We start from the raw sequence: 16,512 nt of genomic DNA on the forward strand, positions 1-16,512 counted from the left end.
CGGGCGCGCACATCACGGTGTCGGCTGTCTCCGGCAGGATGGGCCCATGACGGACGAGTACCGCGCGCATTTCGACTTCGCGATCACCTTCGCCAACGGCGGCGGATTGCAGGGGCAGGGGTTCCGACTCGATCTGCCGACGAGAGACATGACGGTCGAGGAGATCTCCGGGCTGCTCGTGTCGCACCTCGGTCTGGCACTCGTGGGCGAGGTCGAGCTCCGCGACCTGCAGATCGTCGCCGAGCCGCACCGCGGCAGCCGTGGCGTCGCGGCTCCGGCTCGTGGAGACCGCACCGAACGGGTCGTGGACCTGAGCCACCCGATCGCGGAGGGCATGGTCACCTATCCCGGGCTGCCGGCGCCGACCATCACCCCGCACCTCACCCGCGCGGCCTCGCGCGAGCGCTACGCGCCGGGGACGGAGTTCGCGATGGACGTGATCACGATGATCGGCAACACGGGCACCTATCTCGACGCGCCGTTCCACCGCTATGCGGACGGGGCCGACCTGGCGTCGCTCGACCTTGACACCCTCGTGGACCTGCCCGCCGAGGTCTTCCACCTCCGCGACGCGTGGACGCCCGATCGGCGCGGCATCAAGGCTGCGACGCTCGCGGATCGTGAGCTCCGCGACAGCGCGGTGCTCCTGGACACCGGCTGGAGCCGGCTGTTCGGCACGCCCGCATACGGCACCGGCTCGCCCTTCCTCACCGAGGACGCGGCGCGCTTCCTCGTGGACGCGGGGGTGCGCCTGGTCGGCATCGACGCGCTCAACATCGACGACACGGAGAGCGGCGGGGAGCGGCCGGCGCACAGCATCCTCCTCGCGGCGGGCGTGCATGTCGTCGAGCACCTCACCGCTCTGGATCGCCTCCCCGCGCGCGGGGCGCGGTTCACCGCGGCGCCTCCGGCGATCCACGGGTTCGGGACGTTCCCGGTCCGGGCGTTCGCGACCGTGCCGACATCCCACTGATCACAACAGCCACGCGGGTTTACACGCGTCCCAGCGACCCCATAGAGTGTGCTCATCGAGAAAGGGGTACGTGGGATGCCCGAGGTTCCAGACGTCCGATTCCTGACGGTGGCCGAAGTCGCCGAGCTCATGCGCGTGTCCAAGATGACCGTGTACCGGCTCGTGCACGCCGGTGACCTCCCCGCCATCCGATTCGGACGGAGCTACCGCGTGCCGGAGTCCGCCGTCGCGGAGGCTCTGCAGCGGCCCATCGCCGACGCCGGCTGACGGAGGGCGCGGGGCACCCTTCTGAGTTTGCTAGGATGATCCGAGGCATTTTTCGTGCTCGTACCCGGGTGTCCGATTCCGGCGACACCCAGCCCCTGACTTAGTGAGGTTTCCGTGGGTTCTGTCATCAAGAAGCGCCGCAAGCGCATGGCGAAGAAGAAGCACCGCAAGCTGCTTCGCAAGACTCGCCACCAGCGCCGCAACAAGAAGTAAGCGGCCAGACACCGAGCGCCTGTCTTCGGACGGGCGCTTTGTGTCTCTGCGCGCCGTTCCGCACCGCCGAGAGGATGTCATGAAGTCGATCACCGTCGCCGAACTCGCCGAGCGCTCCGGCACGCCCCTCATCGATGTCCGGGAGGCGAACGAGTTCCAGGCGGGCCACGTTCCCGGCGCCGTGAACATCCCGATGTCGGAGATCGGCAACCGCCTGGACGAGCTCCCCGCCGAGTCGTTCGACGTGATCTGCCAGGCCGGCGGCCGCTCGGCCCGCGTGGTCGAGGCGCTCGAGGCCCGCGGTTACGACGCCACCAACGTCGAGGGCGGTACCGGCGAGTGGATCGCGCAGGGACGCGAGGTCGAGGTCCCGTCGTCGTGACGACGCTGACCCTCATCGGCAAGCCCGACTGCCATCTGTGCGCCGTGGCCTCCGAGGTCGTCGACGCGGTCGTCGCCGAACTGCCGGACGCCGCCGCGGAGCGCATCCAGATCGTCGAGGCGTCGATCCAGGACGACCCCGCCCTGTACGAGCAGTGGTGGGAGAAGATCCCCGTCGTCCTCATCGACGGGCGAATGCATGCGCACTGGCGGGTGTCCCCCGACCGACTGCGCGAGGCGCTGGAAGAAGCCGTCGACGCGGAGGCCCGCGCCGACCAGAAGGAGCTGCGATGACCATCCGCCATGTCGTGACCTGGAAGCTCGCCGCTGAGGACGCGGGGGAGCGACAGGCCCAGGCGGCCGAGGTCGCCCGTCGGCTCAACGCCCTCGACGGAGTCGTGCCGCAGCTGCGCAGCATCTGGGCCGGTGCGAACGACGTCTACCCGGACGCGAACTGGGACGTGACGCTGGTCGCGGACTTCGACTCCGTCGCCGACCTCGAGCAGTACCAGGTGCACCCTGCGCACGAGGAGGTCGCCGGGTACATCCGCTCGGTCGTCTCCGGCCGTGTGGCGGTCGACGCCGAGCTCTGAGCGTCGAGCGTCGTCCCCGCGGCACCGAAACACAAACGTAATGCGGCGCGAGGGGATGTCATTGGTCACGCGACTAGCCGCGTGTTTAGATGAACTCCTACCCGTCCGTGGGCTCACCCGCCCCCCGACTCCCAGGAGCCGACATGTCCCGTCGTAACCTCTTCGCCGGCCTCGCGATCGCGGCCACCGCCACCCTCGCACTCGCCGGATGCGCCACCGGCTCCTCCGATGCGGGCAGCGGCGGCGAGTCCGCTGCCGGTGACGACTACGGACTCATCGAGGCGGGCAAGCTGACCGTCTGCTCCGACATCCCCTACCCGCCGTTCGAGTTCGAGGGCGACGACGGTGAGTACACCGGCTTCGACATCGACCTCCTCGGTGCGATCGCCGAGCAGCTCGACCTCGAGCTCTCCGTGCAGGATGTGGGCTTCGATGCGCTGCAGTCCGGCACGACTCTCGCCGCCGGCCAGTGCGACATCGGTGCCTCGGCCATGACGATCACCGACGAGCGCAAGGCCAACATCGACTTCTCGGACCCGTACTACGACTCGCTGCAGTCGCTCCTCGTGCGCACCGACTCGGGGATCAAGTCCATCGACGACCTCGACGGCAAGAACGTCGGCGTTCAGCAGGGCACGACCGGCGAGGCCTACGCCACGGAGAACGCGAAGGGCGCGCAGCTCGTGCAGTACCCGTCCGACGGCGAACTGTGGCCCGCGATGCAGGCCGGGCAGATCGACGCCATCCTGCAGGATCAGCCCGTCAACCTCGAGCACGAGAAGGCCGACTCCGCCTACAAGATCGTCGAGACGTACGAGACCGACGAGTCCTACGGCTTCGCCTTCGCCAAGGGGGAGAAGGACGAACTCCGCGAGGCCGTGAACGAGGCTCTGCAGGAGCTCCGGGACAACGGCGAGTACGACACCATCTACAACGAGTACTTCACGGCCAACTGAGTCGAGAGCTGAGTCGGTCGGGAGGACCTTGACAATGGCGTTGAGGCGCACCACGAAACAGAAGCTGTACCGGTACTCGATCTACGCGGTGCTGCTCGCGATCGTCGTCTGGGCGATCGTCAGCACCGACTGGGCGCGGATCGCGCAGCTCTACTTCAACCCCGAGGTCGCGGCGAAGATGCTCCCGGGCATCATCACCACGGCGCTCGTCAACACCCTGTGGTTCACGGCGGTGGCGTTCGCAGGCGGCTTGCTGCTCGGCATCCTGCTGGCGCTGATGAAGCTCTCGGTGATCGCGCCGTTCCGGTGGATCGCGACGGCGTGGATCGAGCTGTTCCGCGGTCTGCCCGCAATCCTCACGATCTTCGCGATCGCGTTCATCCTGCCGATCGGTCTCGGTGTGCCGGCGACCCGCCTCGGCGGGCCGGTGGTCCTGGGCCTGATCGGTCTGATCCTCGTGGCCTCCGCCTACATGGCAGAGACGATCCGGGCGGGAATCCAGGCAGTCCCGAAGGGACAGACCGAGGCGGCGCGTTCGCTCGGCATGTCGCCCATGAAGACGACCTTCTGGATCGTGGTCCCGCAGGGCTTCCGGATCATCATCCCGCCGCTGACGAACGAGTTCGTGCTGCTGCTGAAGGACACGTCGCTGCTGTTCGTCGCGGGCTCCTTCATCTGGTCGAAGGAGCTCACGAACTTCGCTCGTGACGCAGCGACGCAGAACGCCAACGGAACGCCGCTGATCATGGCGGCGATCCTCTACCTGATCGTGACGATCCCGCTCACGCGTCTCAGCGCGTGGCTCGAGCGTCGGATGGCGAGGACACGATGAGCACCGACCTGATCGACGTGCAGGCCCCGGCGATCGCGATCCAGGACCTGCACAAGAGCTTCGGCGACAACGAGGTGCTCAAGGGCATCGACCTGACGGTGCTCGCCGGCGAGGTCGTCTGCGTGATCGGCCCGTCCGGATCCGGGAAGTCGACGCTGCTCCGCTCGGTGAACCTGTTGGAGGAGCCCACGGGCGGCAAGGTGCTCATCGAGGGCATCGACATCACCGATCCCGACATCGACATCGACCGCGTGCGCACCCGTATCGGGATGGTGTTCCAGAGCTTCAACCTCTTCCCGCACCTCAGCGTGCTCGGCAACCTCACGATCGCGCAGCAGCGGGTGAAGAAGCGCTCGAAGGCGGAAGCCGAGAAGGTGGCCCGCGCCATGCTCGAGCGCGTCGGTCTCGCGGAGAAGGCCGACGCGTACCCCGGGCACCTCTCGGGCGGGCAGCAGCAGCGCGTGGCCATCGCCCGGGCGCTGTGCATGAACCCCGACATGATGCTGTTCGACGAGCCGACGTCGGCCCTCGACCCGGAGCTCGTCGGCGAGGTGCTGCAGGTCATGCGGTCGCTGGCCGACGAGGGCATGACGATGCTCGTCGTCACGCACGAGATGGGCTTCGCGCGCGAGGTCGGTTCGCGGCTGATCTTCATGGACGGCGGACACATCGTCGAGGAGGGCGACCCCCGCGAGGTGCTGGCGAATCCGCAGCACCAGCGCACGAAGGACTTCCTCTCCCGCGTCCTGTAGTTCTCCTCGCCCCGGAGTCGCCGAGACCCCGGGCATTCGCCGAGACCCCCGGCCGCAGACGTCTGCAGCCGGGGGTCTCGTCGTGAACCCGGGGTCTCGATCAGCCGCGGGGGCGCGCGACCACCGGGACAGGGGTCACCGCGATGCGGACGCGGTCGCCGAACGACGGGTGCACGGCGGGATCGTGCTGCACGCGGACGAGCTCACCCGACTCCGTGCGCACGAGGGTCCGCCGCATGCTGCCGAGGAACGTGCTCTCCTCCACGAGCGCATCGGTGGCGGCGTCCTCCGCGGAGGTGAAGCGGACGTTCTCCGGACGGAGGTATACGTCGACGGGGCCGTCGGCGGGGGTCTGCAAGGGAAGACGCTGCCCCCACACGACGACGTGATCGCCCTCGGCGACCCCGGACACGACGCTGGAGAGGCCCACGAACGCGGCGACCTCGGCGGTCGCAGGGGTCGTGTACAGCTCTTCCGGGGAGCCGATCTGCTCGATGCGACCCGCGTTCATGACCGCGATCCTGTCGGACACCGCGAGGGCCTCCTCCTGATCGTGCGTGACGAACACGGTCGTGATGCCGAGCCGCAGCTGAATGCGCCGGATCTCGTCGCGGAGCTGCACGCGCACCCTGGCGTCGAGCGCCGACAGGGGCTCGTCGAGCAGCAGCACCCGAGGCTCCGTGACGAGGGCGCGAGCCAGGGCGACCCGCTGCTGCTGTCCGCCGGAGAGCTGGTGCGGGAACCGGTCGGCGAGGTCGGCGAGGCCCACGAGGGCGAGCGCGTCGAGGGCCCGTCGCGCCGCCTCGGTCGTGCCGACACCCCGACGACGGAGCCCGAAGGCCGTGTTGTCGACGACGCGGAGGTGCGGGAACAGCGAGTACGACTGGAACACCATCCCGATGTCGCGCCGGTTGGTCGGCACCCGCGAGACATCTCCGCCGCCGAGGAGGACAGTCCCCTCGTCGGCGCCCTCGAGTCCGGCGAGCACGCGGAGCAGGGTGGTCTTCCCGCAGCCGGACGGGCCGAGCAGCGAGACGAACTCCCCGGGAGCGATGTCGAGGTCGACGCCGTGCAGCACCCTCGTGCCGCCGTAGCTTTTCACGATGCCGTGCAGCTCGACCCGCGTGCCCTCGCCGGCCTGGGCGAGCAGCAGGTTGTCCTTGGTGCGCGGGAGCGCGTGATCGAGGGTCATGAGCGGGCCTTTCGCGGACCGCGGGCGACGCGGCCGATGAGCAAGAGCAGGAGGAAGACGAACAGCAGGGCGAGCAGCGTGAAGATCGCGGGCGCGAACGGGTCCTGCTTCTGCACCACGACCATCGCCGTCTGGAAGACGTGCCGGTTGAGGAGGGACGCGATCGTGAACTCCCCGAGCACCACCGCGATGGAGATCAGCGCGGCGGCGAGCAGGCCCTGTCGGAGGTTCGGCGCGAGGACACGGAGCACGACCGTCGTCCACCCCGCCCCGAGCGAGCGTGCTGCCTCGGACAGCGTGCGCAGATCGGCGGCATCGATGGATGCCTGGATCGAGCGGAACGCGAAGGGGAGGACGGTGACGCCGTAGGCGAAGGCGAGGGTCCAGGTGCCGGTGCCGACGGTGCGACCGATCTGCAGGTAGATCGGCGCGAGGCCCACCACGAGGACGATCGCGGGGATCGAGATCGGGAGGAGCGCGACGAACTCGAAGGCCGCCTTCAGTCTGGGGAAGCGCAGGTTCACGAGAATCATCGTGGGGGCCAGGAGGAACAGCACGATCGCCACGGTCACCACTGCGAGGATCAGCGAGTTGCCGAGCCCCGTCCAGATGGGATTGAGGGTCGCCGACGCCGCGGGGTCGAAGAGGGCGGCCCAGTGCGCGAAGGAGAGGCCGTCCGTGCCGCGCAGCGTGAAGAGGAACGTCGACACGAGAGGCACAGCGAAGAACGCGCCGACCACGATGCCGATCACCGCACGGCTCGCGCGGGACGGGGCGAGGCCGTTCATGCCTGCCACCGCGCGGCGCGTCGCTGGATGACCGAGTACAGCGCCATCACGACGCCGACCACGACGATCATGCCGAGGGCGAGAGCGCCCGCGAGATTCTCCCGGCCGAGCAGGGTCTCGCTCGTGAGCGCCGTGCGGATCTGCAGCGGGACGATCTGCGAGCCCTGACTCGCGAGCGCCGCGGCCGTGGCGTACGAGGAGAACGCGTTCGCGAAGAGCAGCAGCAGGCTGGCGAGGAACGACGGCGCCAGCACCGGGAGGCCGATCCGCAGCCAGAAGCTCGCCCTGCTGCCCCCGAGGGTGAGGTTCGCCTCGACCCACTGCGGCTTCAGGGCGGCGAGGGCGGGCAGGAAGGTGATGACCATGAGCGGCACCTGGAAGTAGATGTACGGGAGGATGAGGCCGGGAAGCTCGTACAGCCACGTGCCCTCGGCGAAGATGTCGATGCCGAACGTGTCGCGGAGGAAGACCGTGACCACGCCCTGGATGCCGATCGTGGCGATGAAGGCGAAGGCGAGCATGACGCCGCCGAACTGCGCGAGGACCCCGGCGGCCGCGTCCACGGAGCGGCGCACGACGCCGTCCGGGTTCATGCCGAGCAGAGCGTAGGAGACGAGGGCGCCCACGACCGCACCGACCGCCGCGGTGAGCAGCGACAGCCCCGCCGAGTTCGCGAAGGTCGTGAGCACCACCGGGTCGCCGAGGGCGGCGACGTTCGTCCAGGTGAAAGCACCGTCGCCGTCGAAGAACCCGGAGCCGATCGCGAGCACGGTCGGCACGGCGAGGAAGAGCAGCACGTAGGCGGCGAACGGTACGAGCCCCAGCCACGCCACGGATGGCACCGACCGCCGGGCCCGCGTGTGCGACGCGGGTCCGGCGGTGGTGCCGGGGGCGGACGCCGCGGCGTCCACCCCCGGTGCGACGACGGTGGTCACTGGACCGCCGCTGCCCACTTCTCGCCGAGCAGCGTGCCGGCGTTCTCGGACTGCTCCTCGGTCGGCACGACGGTCTCCTCCGGGGCCTCGGGGAGAGCGGCCGCGAGCTTCTCGTCGATCGTGCCGGCCTCGGTCATCGCCTCCATGCGCACCGGACGGGCGCCGCCCTTCAGCCACAGGTTCTGCACCTCGTCGCTGTAGAGGAACTCCTGCCACAGACGCGCGGCGGCCGGGTTCGGGGCGTCGACGTTGATGGCCTGGTTGTAGTAGCCCGCGTAGCCGGTGCCGTCGAAGACCACGACCTTCCAGTCCGGGTTGTCGGCCGTGTGGGCCGCGTTCAGGTAGTCCCAGTCGAAGACCACGGGGGTCTCGCCGCTGGCGACGGTCGCGGTCGTGACGTCGACCTTGAGGAGGTTCCCTGCCTTCTGCAGGTCGGCGAAGAAGTCGATGCCCGGCTGGAAGTCGTCGAGCGTGCCGTCCGACTGCACCGTCGCCAGGCCCACGGCGGCGAAGGCGGCGCCGGCCTGCGTCGGGTCGCCGTTGATGGCCACGGCACCCTTGTAGTCGGCGGAGAGCAGGTCGGACAGCTCAGCCGGCGCCTCGAACTTCGAGGAGTCGTAGCCGATCGACATGTAGCCGCCGTAGTCGCCGACAAAGAGGCCGGTGGGCTCCTTCAGCTCGTCGGGGATGTCGTCCCAGGTCTGGACCTTGTAAGGAGCGAAGGCATCGGTGTTCTGCAGAGCGACGGTGAGGCCGAGGTCGAAGACGTCGGGGGCGGTGTCGAGGCCCTTGTTCGTCTCGGCCGCCTGGATCTCCTCGGCGCTGGAGACGTCGGGCGAGGCCTCGTTGATGGTGATCTCGGGGTACTTCTCCGCGAACAGGTCGAGGATCTCGCCGTAGTTCGCCCAGTCGCGGGGGAGGGCGATGACATTGAGCTGACCCTCCTCCTTCGCGGCCGCCTCCAGATCGGCGAACGAGCCGAAGTCCTCGACGGAGGTCGCGCTCGCCGCGTCCACGGCGTCGTCACCGGCGGCCGGGGTGTCGGTCGCGGAGGCGCAGGAGGTCAGAGCGATGACGGCCGCGGTGGCCAGGGCGATGCCGGCGCCGATGCGTGCGCGGCGGATGGAGCGTGCCATGAGTGTCCTCTCGGTGTCCGGCGCTGTGAGCCGGTGTCGGGTTGCGAGAGGACACTACGAGTCCGAGGTAGCCACACGGAGCGGTGCGGGTGAACGGTCGGTGTCGGGCGGGTGGCGCGGCGATGCGCCGCGGATTCACCGCTGCGGGACGGTGTACTTGAAGCCGCGGTGCGAGCCCACGTAGCCGAGGCGCTCGTAGAACCGGTGGGCGTCGGTGCGGGCGGCGTCGGAGGTGAGCTGCACCATGGCCGCACCGAGCGCGGGCGCCGCCGCGTCGCCGACCCAGCGCATGACCGCGGAGCCGATGCCGGACGAGCGCAGGTCGCTGCGCACCCGGACCGCTTCGACGAGCAGCCGCCGGGCGCCGCGGCGTGCCATGCCCGGGATCGACGTGAGCTGAAGGGTGCCGACCACCGCGCCGTCGAGCTCGACCACGAGGAGGTCGTTGGAGGGATCGGCCAGGATCTCGCGGAGGCCGCGCTCGTACGCCGGACGGTCCTCGTCGGACGCCACGTCGCCGCGGGCGGCGCTGATCGGATCGTCGGCGAGCAGCGCGATGACGGCGTCGGCATCGGCCTCGGTCGCCCGCCGGAGCATGGCGTCCCCGCTCCTCGACGCGAACGGATGCGGAAGCGGGAGAGCGGCGAGCATGAGCCCAGTCTGCCAGCGGTGGATGCGGGACGGCGCCCGCGTGTCTGGAATCATGGCGGAGTGGATATCGGCAGCCTCCTCGGACTCGAGCAGCTCACCTGGGGGATGCTGATCCTCATCATCGTGGCGGCGTTCAGCGCCGGGTGGATCGACGCGGTCGTCGGCGGCGGAGGGCTGCTGCAGCTCCCGGCGCTCCTCCTCATCCCCGGCATCGCCCCGGTCCAGGCGCTCGCGACGAACAAGCTCGCCTCCGTGTTCGGGACCGCGACCAGCAGCATCACCTACTACCGCCGGGCCAAGCCCGACCTCCGTACGGCCCTGCCGATGGCGGTGATCGCGTTGATCGGCTCGTTCGGGGGCGCGGCGGTCGCCACGGTGCTGCCCCCGGCCGCCTTCAAGCCCATCATCGTGATCGCCCTGCTGGCGGTGGCCCTGTTCACGGCGCTCCGGCCGCAGCTCGGGGCGGCGACGCAGCTGCGCTTCCACGGGCACAAGCACCACATCATGGCCGGGCTCGCCGGGCTCGGTATCGGGTTCTACGACGGGATGATCGGTCCGGGGACGGGCACCTTCCTCGTGATCACCCTCGTCGCGCTGCTGGGCTACGACTTCCTGCAGGCGAGCGCGAAGGCCAAGATCGTGAATCTCGCGACGAACGCGGGGGCGCTGCTCCTCTTCATCCCGCACGGTTCGGTGCTGTGGCTGCTCGGGGGCATCCTCGCGGTCGCGAACGTCGGGGGCAGCTACCTGGGCTCGCGGATGGCCATCTCCCGCGGCACGACGTTCATCCGCGTGGTGTTCCTCGTCGTCGTGGTGGCTCTCATCGCGAAGCTCGGCGTCGACGTGTGGAACGAGAACCTCGCCCCCCTCTTCGCCTGATTTCCCTTCTTTCTCTCTTCGCCGAGACCCCGGGTACGCGACGAGACCCCGGGCTGCCAGCGGCAGTGTCCCGGGGTCTCGGCGGCAAGACGGGGTCTCGGCGGGTCAGGCCTCGTCCTCGGGGGTGAAGTCCACACCGGCCTCGGCGCGCTGCTCGGGGGTGATCGGCGCGGGAGCGGAGGTGAGGGGATCGAAACCGTTCCCGGACTTCGGGAAGGCGATGACGTCGCGGATCGACTCGGTCTTCGTCAGGTGCTGGAGCACCCGGTCCATGCCGAGCGCGATGCCGCCGTGCGGGGGAGCGCCGAACTTGAACGCGTCGAGGAGGAAGCCGAACTGCTCCTGCGCCACCTCGTCGCTGATGCCCATGACCTCGAAGACCCGCTTCTGGATGTCCTCGCGGTGGATGCGGATGGACCCGCCGCCGAGCTCCGAGCCGTTGCACACGATGTCGTACGCGTAGGCGAGGGCCGATCCGGGGTCGGTGTCGAACGTGTCCTCGAACTCGGGCTTCGGACCCGTGAACGCGTGGTGCACGGCCGTCCAGGCACCCGCGCCGACCGCGACGTCACCGGAGGCGACCGCGTCGGCGGCCGGCTCGAACATGGGGGCGTCGACGACCCAGGTGAAGGCGAACTCGTCCGGGTTCAGGTAGCCGAGGCGACGGCCGATCTCGACCCGTGCGGCGCCGAGCAGCGCCCGGCTCTCCTTGGTGGCACCGGCGGCGAAGAACACGCAGTCGCCCGGCTCGGCGCCGACGAACTCGGCCAGTCCGGCCTGCTCGGCCTCGGACAGGTTCTTCGCGGCGGGGCCGCCCAGGGTGCCGTCCTCGTTGAACAGCACGTAGGCGAGACCACGGGCGCCGCGCTGCTTGGCCCAGTCCTGCCAGGCGTCGAGCTGCTTGCGCGGCTGGCTGGCACCGCCGGGCATGCGCACCGCACCGACGTACTCGGCCTGGAACACGCGGAACGGGGTGTCCTTGAAGTAGTCCGTCGCCTCGACGAGCTCGAGTCCGAAGCGGAGGTCGGGCTTGTCGGAGCCGTACTTCGCCATGGCGTCGGCGTACGTCATCCGCGGCAGCGGGGTCTGCACCTCGACGCCGATCGTCTTCCACATCGCCACGATGAGCGACTCCATGAGGGCGATCACGTCCTCCTGGTCGACGAAGCTCATCTCGATGTCGAGCTGCGTGAACTCGGGCTGACGGTCGGCGCGGAAGTCCTCGTCGCGGTAGCAGCGGGCGATCTGGAAGTACTTCTCCACACCGCCGACCATGAGCAGCTGCTTGAAGAGCTGCGGCGACTGGGGCAGGGCGTACCAGCTGCCCGGGTGCAGACGGGCCGGGACGACGAAGTCGCGGGCGCCCTCCGGCGTGGAACGGGTGAGGGTCGGGGTCTCGACCTCGGTGAAGTCCTCGGCGTGCAGCACGTCGCGGATCGCCTTGTAGACGTCGGACCGCAGGCGCAGCGCGGAGGCGGCGGCCGGGCGGCGGAGATCGAGGTAGCGATACTTCAGGCGCGCCTCCTCGCCGACGGTCTCGGTGTCGGCCAGTGCGGTCGAGACCTGGAACGGCAGCGGGGCCGACTCGTTCAGCACCTCGACGTCGGCCGCGATGACCTCGATCTCGCCGGAGGGGAGGTTCGGGTTCGCGTTGCCCTCGGGGCGCCGCGACACCTCGCCGGTGACCTTGAGGACGAACTCGTTGCGCAGCGGGTGGGCGATCTCCTCGTCGCGGATGACGACCTGGGCGATGCCCGACGCGTCCCGCAGATCGATGAAAGCGACGCCTCCGTGGTCACGACGACGATCGACCCACCCGGTGAGGGTGACGGTCTGACCGATGTTCTCGGCGCGCAGGGAGCCTGCGGAGTGGGTGCGCAGCACGGAGGATTCCTCCTGATCCGGGGAAAGATGAACCCGCCCAGTCTACGCGGGCGTCCCGGCCCTTCCCGGCCGGGTCGCCAGCGCGGAGCAGCGGCACCTCAGTAGGATCGCCACGACGAAAGGCGGACCCCCATGCACCTCTCCATCTCGGATGGCAACGGCCTTCCCGACCTGTTCGGCGCGATCTTCTCCGGCACGACGGGACTCATCGCCCTCATCTTCTACATCCTCGTCGTGGTCGGCCTGTGGAAGGTCTTCACGAAGGCGGGGTACCCCGGCATCCTCGCGATCATCCCGATCGTCAACGTCGTGTTCCTCGTGAAGATCGCCGGGATGTCGGGCTGGTTCGCCCTGCTCTACCTCGTGCCGATCGCGAACTTCATCCTCGGGGTCATCGTCGCGTTCAAGCTCGGCGCGCGCTTCGGCAAAGGCGGGGTGTTCTCGTTCTTCCTGCTGTTCCTGTTCCCCTACATCGGCTATCTGATCCTCGGGTTCGGCGACTCCCGGTACCGCGAGGTCTGACGTGGCGGCATCACTTCTGCACCTCGTTCGCCACGGTGAGGTGCACAACCCGTCCCGCGTGCTCTACGGACGGCTGCCCGACTATCACCTCAGCACCGCGGGGGAGGAGATGGCCCAGGCGGCGGCGGAGCACGTGGCGGGGCTCGGCGATCCCGTGACCGCCCTGTTCGCGTCGCCGCTGGAGCGTGCGCAGGAGTCGGCCGCCCCGTTCGCGGAGGTGTTCGACCTCGAGCCCGAGACGGACATCCGCCTGATCGAGCCGACGAACGTGTTCGAGGGCACCCGGATGCGGCGGTCGCTCATGAACCCGATGAACTGGTGGCACCTGCGTCAGCCGTCGCTGCCGAGCTGGGGGGAGCCGTACGCCTCGATCGCGGAGCGCATGCTCGGCGTGATGGACGAGGCGTGGACGGCCGCGGCCGAGATCCCGACCGCGGGGGACATCGTGATGGTGTCGCATCAGGCGCCGATCTGGATCACGCACCTCCGCGTGGCCGGCCTCCCGCTGCAGCACGATCCGCGGACCCGCCGTTGCGCCCTGTCGAGTGTGACCTCGTTCGAACGCGTGGGCGACGTCTGGCGCGAGGTCTCGTACGCCGAGCCCGCCGCGACCGGCGGTGCTGTCGACGTCGGGGCCGTCTGACCCACGTTCGAATCGCCTGAATGGCCCCATCCGGCCCGGAGATGGGACCAATCGGGCGACTCGAAGTCAGAGGGACTGGAGCACCCCCACCGCGGCGAGCTGTCCTGCGGCGGCGGCGAGGAGGACCGAGGCCATCGGGCCGGGGAGGGTCGCGCGATGGGCGAGGTCGCCCGCGGCGAAGACCCCCGGGAGCGACGTCCTCCCGAACTCGTCGATCTCGATGGACCCCGACTCCAGGAGCCGGAGCCCGAGGTCCGCGGCGAAGGGCGCCCGGTGCCGCATCGTGCCGGAGGCCACGAACACCCCCGCGACGTCGAGGTCGCCCTCTGCGCTGCGCACCCGCACCCCGTCTCCGTCTGCGGCGACAGCCTCGACCGGAGCGGAGGCCACCCGCACCCCGAGCTCCTCCAGCGCGGTACGGTCCTCCGCGGCGAACGGCTCTCCCACCGGGACCACCGTGATCTCGCCGACGATACGGCCGAGCAACCCGATCAGATGGGCCGCCCGGGGAGCCGCCCCGAGGATCGCGATCGGCTTCCCGGCGTGCTCGTGTCCGTCGCAGAACGGGCAGCTGAAGACGCGGACGCCCCAGAGCTCGGCGAGACCCGGCGCCGGCGGGAGGTCGTCCGCAACGCCGGTCGCCAGGACCACCCGTCGGGCGTCGGTCGCCGATCCGTCGGCGAAGCTCACCGTGAAGCCCGTCTCCGCGTCGCCCGAGATCCGCTGCGCCGCGACGTCGCGCACCTCGACGTCCGCATAGGCCGCGAGCTCCGTGCGGGCCTGGGCGCGGAGGTCCGCCGGGGCCTTCCCATCGGCGCCGATCATGTTGTGCATGTGCCGCACGGTGCCGTTGCGGTACTCGCCGGAGTCCAGCAGGAGCACGGGCCGGTGCATCCGTCCGAGGGTGAGCGCCGCCTGGAGTCCGGCGGGGCCGGCACCGATCACGATCGCGTCGTACATGGGGGTTCCCTTCTCGCGTCTTGCGTTCGGCACCAGTCTGTGACTTCATGTCAACATGAAGTCAAGCGCCCCGCACCCGTGGTCCGTCGGCGAGGTCGCCGCGCGGTTCGACCTTCCGACGAACGTCCTGCGGCACTGGGAGACGGTCGGACTGCTGCGGCCGCCCCGCGACCCGGCGGGCCGGCGACGGTACGGCGAGGACGAAGTCGTACGCATCGCCGTCATCCAGCGCAGCAAGGCCGCCGGGATGAGCCTCGACCAGATCGCGGTGCTCCTCGACGACGGCAGCGCCGGGCGGCATCAGGTGCTGCAGCAACATCTCGACGACCTCGACCGGCGGATGGAGGAGATGCGGCGATCGCGGGAGATGACCGAGCACGCCATGGGGTGCCGGGCGCACGACATCGCGACCTGTCCGCGGTTCCGCGCCGGGGTGGACGACGTGCTCGCGCGCTTCTGACTCCCCCCGGGGGTACCCGGCCGATGCATAGGAAGCTCTGCGTAAACTCGGAGACGTGTCCCGCGCTTCCAGGATTCACCCGATCCGCAACGGCCGCCCCTCCCGTCTTCGGCCCCTCGGCCGCCTGGGCGGAGCCGCGCTCGCTGCGGTGCTCGCCGTCGGTCTGAGCGCCTGCGCTCCCGACGCCGTGAGCGAGTCGTTCCTGAACGGCGAGAACACCGGCTATGTCGCGGCCGACGGCGCGATCGTCGAGATCCCCGTCGCCGAACGCGGCGAGCCGGTCGAGTTCGCCGGGGTCACCGAGCACGGCGAGGACTTCGACAGCGCCGACATCGCCGGGAAGGTCGCGGTCGTGAACTTCTGGTACGCCGGCTGCGCCCCGTGCCGCGTCGAGGCCCCCGACCTGGAGGCCGTCTGGCAGGAGCACCAGGACGCGGACGTGCAGTTCATCGGCATCAACACGCGCGACCAGGCGGACACGGCTGTCGCGTTCGCCGACGAGTTCGGGATCACCTACCCGAGCCTCATCGACGTGGACACCGCCCAGGCCAAGCTCGCCTTCGCGAAGGTCGTGCCGATCTCGGCCACCCCCACCACGCTCGTGCTCGACAAGCAGGGCCGCGTCGCCGCGAAGATCATCGGTCCGATCGACGGCACCTCCGTGCTCTCCACGCTCGTCAAGGACGCGCTGGCGGAGGACTCCTGATGTCCGCGAGGTCGTCGTGAACCCCGACGCGATCATCGGATCCGGAGCGCTCTGGATCGCGGTCCCGGTGGCGATGCTCGCCGGACTCGTCTCGTTCCTCTCGCCGTGCGTGCTCCCGCTCGTTCCGGGGTACCTCGGCTTCCTCGGGGGAGCCGTCACGCCGCGGAACACCTCGACGTCCGGCGGCGGTACCACGCAGACGGCGACGCGCAGCCGCCTCGTCCTCGGCGTGCTGCTGTTCATCCTCGGCTTCACCGTGGTCTTCATCCTTTACACGGTGCTCGGCGGCACCGCCGGCGTGTTCCTGCTCCAGTGGGGCGACCTCATCACCCGCATCCTCGGCGTCGTCATCATCGCGATGGGCCTGGTCTTCCTCGGGCTCTTCGGGTTCGCGCAGAAGGAGCTCCGCTTCCACGTCGACTCGAAGGCCGGCATGGTCGGTGCCCCGCTCCTCGGCGTCGCGCTCGGCATCGGCTGGGCGCCCTGCATGGGCCCCACGCTCGCCGCCATCCTGGCGCTCTCCTTCAACGCCGGCGACCCCGTCCGTGCGGGCTTCCTCGGCCTCGCGTACTCCCTCGGCCTCGGCATCCCGTTCCTGCTCGTGGCGCTCGGATTCGGCTGGGCGACCAAGGCCATCGGGTTCCTGCGCCGCCACATCCGGGTCGTGAACATCCTGGGCGGCGTGCTGCTGATCCTCCTCGGTGTCCTGATGGTCACCGGCCTGTGGACCGACATCATGTCGCGGCTGACGGCGGTGATCGGCAGTGTCATCCTCCCGCTCTGACCGCT

Annotated in this window: 22 protein-coding genes; 15 read left to right on the plus strand and 7 right to left on the minus strand. The window is 69.7% G+C overall.

The window, feature by feature from the left end; translation table 11 throughout:
- Nucleotides 1-46: 46 nt before the first annotated feature.
- The 9 genes from KZC57_RS13085 to KZC57_RS13125 all read left to right on the plus strand — a co-directional run bounded on the left by KZC57_RS13085 (nucleotide 47) and on the right by KZC57_RS13125 (nucleotide 4,967).
- The gene (locus KZC57_RS13085) at nucleotides 47-973 is read left to right on the plus strand and encodes a cyclase family protein (RefSeq protein WP_105949293.1); all 927 of its coding nucleotides are present in this window, start codon (nucleotides 47-49) and stop codon (nucleotides 971-973) included.
- A 75-nt stretch (nucleotides 974-1,048) separates the two neighbouring features.
- Nucleotides 1,049-1,240: a helix-turn-helix domain-containing protein gene (locus KZC57_RS13090; protein ID WP_025104463.1), complete on the plus strand. Its 192-nt coding sequence runs from the start codon at nucleotides 1,049-1,051 to the stop codon at nucleotides 1,238-1,240.
- A gap of 114 nt (nucleotides 1,241-1,354) precedes the next feature.
- On the plus strand, nucleotides 1,355-1,453 hold the full coding sequence (locus KZC57_RS13095) for a 30S ribosomal protein bS22 (protein WP_003792170.1): 99 nt from the start codon (nucleotides 1,355-1,357) through the stop codon (nucleotides 1,451-1,453).
- 79 nt (nucleotides 1,454-1,532) lie between these two features.
- The gene (locus tag KZC57_RS13100; RefSeq protein ID WP_247641939.1) at nucleotides 1,533-1,835 is read left to right on the plus strand and encodes a rhodanese-like domain-containing protein; all 303 of its coding nucleotides are present in this window, start codon (nucleotides 1,533-1,535) and stop codon (nucleotides 1,833-1,835) included.
- Complete coding sequence (locus tag KZC57_RS13105) at nucleotides 1,832-2,128, plus strand: glutaredoxin family protein (RefSeq protein ID WP_060921703.1); 297 nt, start codon at nucleotides 1,832-1,834, stop codon at nucleotides 2,126-2,128. The genes KZC57_RS13100 and KZC57_RS13105 overlap by 4 nt, the downstream gene beginning before the upstream one ends.
- Nucleotides 2,125-2,427: a Dabb family protein gene (locus KZC57_RS13110; protein WP_025104460.1), complete on the plus strand. Its 303-nt coding sequence runs from the start codon at nucleotides 2,125-2,127 to the stop codon at nucleotides 2,425-2,427. The genes KZC57_RS13105 and KZC57_RS13110 overlap by 4 nt, the downstream gene beginning before the upstream one ends.
- A gap of 143 nt (nucleotides 2,428-2,570) precedes the next feature.
- Nucleotides 2,571-3,383 carry a basic amino acid ABC transporter substrate-binding protein gene (locus tag KZC57_RS13115; RefSeq protein WP_060921704.1) on the plus strand — a complete coding sequence of 271 codons (813 nt, stop codon included), beginning with the start codon at nucleotides 2,571-2,573 and terminating at the stop codon, nucleotides 3,381-3,383.
- Between the two features lie 34 nt (nucleotides 3,384-3,417).
- Nucleotides 3,418-4,215, plus strand: coding sequence for an amino acid ABC transporter permease (locus tag KZC57_RS13120; RefSeq protein ID WP_060921705.1), 798 nt, complete (start codon nucleotides 3,418-3,420; stop codon nucleotides 4,213-4,215).
- Nucleotides 4,212-4,967, plus strand: a complete 756-nt coding sequence (locus KZC57_RS13125) for an amino acid ABC transporter ATP-binding protein (RefSeq protein ID WP_060921706.1) — start codon at nucleotides 4,212-4,214, stop codon at nucleotides 4,965-4,967. The genes KZC57_RS13120 and KZC57_RS13125 overlap by 4 nt, the downstream gene beginning before the upstream one ends.
- 100 nt (nucleotides 4,968-5,067) lie before the next feature.
- Here the strand turns inward: KZC57_RS13125 and KZC57_RS13130 are convergent, their stop codons facing one another.
- The 5 genes from KZC57_RS13130 to KZC57_RS13150 all read right to left on the minus strand — a co-directional run bounded on the left by KZC57_RS13130 (nucleotide 5,068) and on the right by KZC57_RS13150 (nucleotide 9,669).
- On the minus strand, nucleotides 5,068-6,159 hold the full coding sequence (locus KZC57_RS13130) for an ABC transporter ATP-binding protein (RefSeq protein ID WP_247641940.1): 1,092 nt from the start codon (nucleotides 6,157-6,159) through the stop codon (nucleotides 5,068-5,070).
- Nucleotides 6,156-6,947, minus strand: coding sequence for an ABC transporter permease (locus tag KZC57_RS13135; protein WP_247642186.1), 792 nt, complete (start codon nucleotides 6,945-6,947; stop codon nucleotides 6,156-6,158). Before KZC57_RS13135 ends, KZC57_RS13130 begins: the two co-directional genes overlap by 4 nt.
- The gene (locus KZC57_RS13140) at nucleotides 6,944-7,882 is read right to left on the minus strand and encodes an ABC transporter permease (RefSeq protein WP_374206613.1); all 939 of its coding nucleotides are present in this window, start codon (nucleotides 7,880-7,882) and stop codon (nucleotides 6,944-6,946) included. Before KZC57_RS13140 ends, KZC57_RS13135 begins: the two co-directional genes overlap by 4 nt.
- Entirely contained in the window at nucleotides 7,879-9,018 is a 1,140-nt protein-coding gene (locus tag KZC57_RS13145) for an ABC transporter substrate-binding protein (RefSeq protein WP_247641941.1), read from the minus strand. Before KZC57_RS13145 ends, KZC57_RS13140 begins: the two co-directional genes overlap by 4 nt.
- A gap of 135 nt (nucleotides 9,019-9,153) precedes the next feature.
- Entirely contained in the window at nucleotides 9,154-9,669 is a 516-nt protein-coding gene (locus tag KZC57_RS13150; RefSeq protein ID WP_247641942.1) for a GNAT family N-acetyltransferase, read from the minus strand.
- 105 nt (nucleotides 9,670-9,774) lie between these two features.
- Between KZC57_RS13150 and KZC57_RS13155 the strand changes: the two genes are divergently transcribed.
- On the plus strand, nucleotides 9,775-10,548 hold the full coding sequence (locus KZC57_RS13155) for a TSUP family transporter (protein ID WP_060921721.1): 774 nt from the start codon (nucleotides 9,775-9,777) through the stop codon (nucleotides 10,546-10,548).
- A gap of 105 nt (nucleotides 10,549-10,653) precedes the next feature.
- Here the strand turns inward: KZC57_RS13155 and aspS are convergent, their stop codons facing one another.
- A complete protein-coding gene (aspS, locus tag KZC57_RS13160) occupies nucleotides 10,654-12,432 on the minus strand; it encodes an aspartate--tRNA ligase (RefSeq protein WP_025104450.1) in 1,779 nt (592 codons plus the stop codon).
- A 132-nt stretch (nucleotides 12,433-12,564) separates the two neighbouring features.
- Between aspS and KZC57_RS13165 the strand changes: the two genes are divergently transcribed.
- Together KZC57_RS13165 and KZC57_RS13170 are read left to right on the plus strand one after the other, a co-directional pair.
- Entirely contained in the window at nucleotides 12,565-12,954 is a 390-nt protein-coding gene (locus tag KZC57_RS13165) for a DUF5684 domain-containing protein (protein WP_025104449.1), read from the plus strand.
- A 1-nt stretch (nucleotide 12,955) separates the two neighbouring features.
- Nucleotides 12,956-13,597, plus strand: a complete 642-nt coding sequence (locus KZC57_RS13170) for a histidine phosphatase family protein (RefSeq protein ID WP_101847304.1) — start codon at nucleotides 12,956-12,958, stop codon at nucleotides 13,595-13,597.
- Nucleotides 13,598-13,663: 66 nt separating this feature from the next.
- Here the strand turns inward: KZC57_RS13170 and KZC57_RS13175 are convergent, their stop codons facing one another.
- Nucleotides 13,664-14,557 carry an NAD(P)/FAD-dependent oxidoreductase gene (locus KZC57_RS13175; RefSeq protein WP_247641943.1) on the minus strand — a complete coding sequence of 298 codons (894 nt, stop codon included), beginning with the start codon at nucleotides 14,555-14,557 and terminating at the stop codon, nucleotides 13,664-13,666.
- A 55-nt stretch (nucleotides 14,558-14,612) separates the two neighbouring features.
- Between KZC57_RS13175 and KZC57_RS13180 the strand changes: the two genes are divergently transcribed.
- Genes KZC57_RS13180 through KZC57_RS13190 form a run of 3 tightly spaced genes read left to right on the plus strand, consistent with a single transcriptional unit; the run spans nucleotide 14,613 to nucleotide 16,507 of the window.
- Nucleotides 14,613-15,017, plus strand: a complete 405-nt coding sequence (locus KZC57_RS13180; RefSeq protein ID WP_105949300.1) for a MerR family transcriptional regulator — start codon at nucleotides 14,613-14,615, stop codon at nucleotides 15,015-15,017.
- A gap of 55 nt (nucleotides 15,018-15,072) precedes the next feature.
- Nucleotides 15,073-15,723 carry a TlpA disulfide reductase family protein gene (locus KZC57_RS13185; RefSeq protein ID WP_082749996.1) on the plus strand — a complete coding sequence of 217 codons (651 nt, stop codon included), beginning with the start codon at nucleotides 15,073-15,075 and terminating at the stop codon, nucleotides 15,721-15,723.
- A gap of 16 nt (nucleotides 15,724-15,739) precedes the next feature.
- Complete coding sequence (locus KZC57_RS13190; RefSeq protein WP_247641944.1) at nucleotides 15,740-16,507, plus strand: cytochrome c biogenesis protein CcdA; 768 nt, start codon at nucleotides 15,740-15,742, stop codon at nucleotides 16,505-16,507.
- Nucleotides 16,508-16,512 lie beyond the last annotated feature (5 nt).

Source organism: Microbacterium sp. KSW4-4 (assembly GCF_023091185.1).
GTDB classification, from domain to species: Bacteria; Actinomycetota; Actinomycetes; order Actinomycetales; family Microbacteriaceae; genus Microbacterium; species Microbacterium paraoxydans.

What these genes read in the sequence shown, in the direction of transcription:
- KZC57_RS13085 (WP_105949293.1), top strand. Translation starts at nt 47, where the DNA reads ATGACGGACGAGTACCGCGCGCATTTCGACTTCGCGATCACCTTCGCC.
- KZC57_RS13090 (WP_025104463.1), top strand. Translation starts at nt 1,049, where the DNA reads ATGCCCGAGGTTCCAGACGTCCGATTCCTGACGGTGGCCGAAGTCGCC.
- KZC57_RS13100 (WP_247641939.1), top strand. Translation starts at nt 1,533, where the DNA reads ATGAAGTCGATCACCGTCGCCGAACTCGCCGAGCGCTCCGGCACGCCC.
- KZC57_RS13110 (WP_025104460.1), top strand. Translation starts at nt 2,125, where the DNA reads ATGACCATCCGCCATGTCGTGACCTGGAAGCTCGCCGCTGAGGACGCG.
- KZC57_RS13115 (WP_060921704.1), top strand. Translation starts at nt 2,571, where the DNA reads ATGTCCCGTCGTAACCTCTTCGCCGGCCTCGCGATCGCGGCCACCGCC.
- KZC57_RS13120 (WP_060921705.1), top strand. Translation starts at nt 3,418, where the DNA reads ATGGCGTTGAGGCGCACCACGAAACAGAAGCTGTACCGGTACTCGATC.
- KZC57_RS13125 (WP_060921706.1), top strand. Translation starts at nt 4,212, where the DNA reads ATGAGCACCGACCTGATCGACGTGCAGGCCCCGGCGATCGCGATCCAG.
- KZC57_RS13130 (WP_247641940.1), bottom strand. Translation starts at nt 6,159, where the DNA reads ATGACCCTCGATCACGCGCTCCCGCGCACCAAGGACAACCTGCTGCTC.
- KZC57_RS13135 (WP_247642186.1), bottom strand. Translation starts at nt 6,947, where the DNA reads ATGAACGGCCTCGCCCCGTCCCGCGCGAGCCGTGCGGTGATCGGCATC.
- KZC57_RS13145 (WP_247641941.1), bottom strand. Translation starts at nt 9,018, where the DNA reads ATGGCACGCTCCATCCGCCGCGCACGCATCGGCGCCGGCATCGCCCTG.
- KZC57_RS13150 (WP_247641942.1), bottom strand. Translation starts at nt 9,669, where the DNA reads ATGCTCGCCGCTCTCCCGCTTCCGCATCCGTTCGCGTCGAGGAGCGGG.
- KZC57_RS13155 (WP_060921721.1), top strand. Translation starts at nt 9,775, where the DNA reads ATGCTGATCCTCATCATCGTGGCGGCGTTCAGCGCCGGGTGGATCGAC.
- KZC57_RS13165 (WP_025104449.1), top strand. Translation starts at nt 12,565, where the DNA reads ATGCACCTCTCCATCTCGGATGGCAACGGCCTTCCCGACCTGTTCGGC.
- KZC57_RS13175 (WP_247641943.1), bottom strand. Translation starts at nt 14,557, where the DNA reads ATGTACGACGCGATCGTGATCGGTGCCGGCCCCGCCGGACTCCAGGCG.
- KZC57_RS13180 (WP_105949300.1), top strand. Translation starts at nt 14,613, where the DNA reads ATGAAGTCAAGCGCCCCGCACCCGTGGTCCGTCGGCGAGGTCGCCGCG.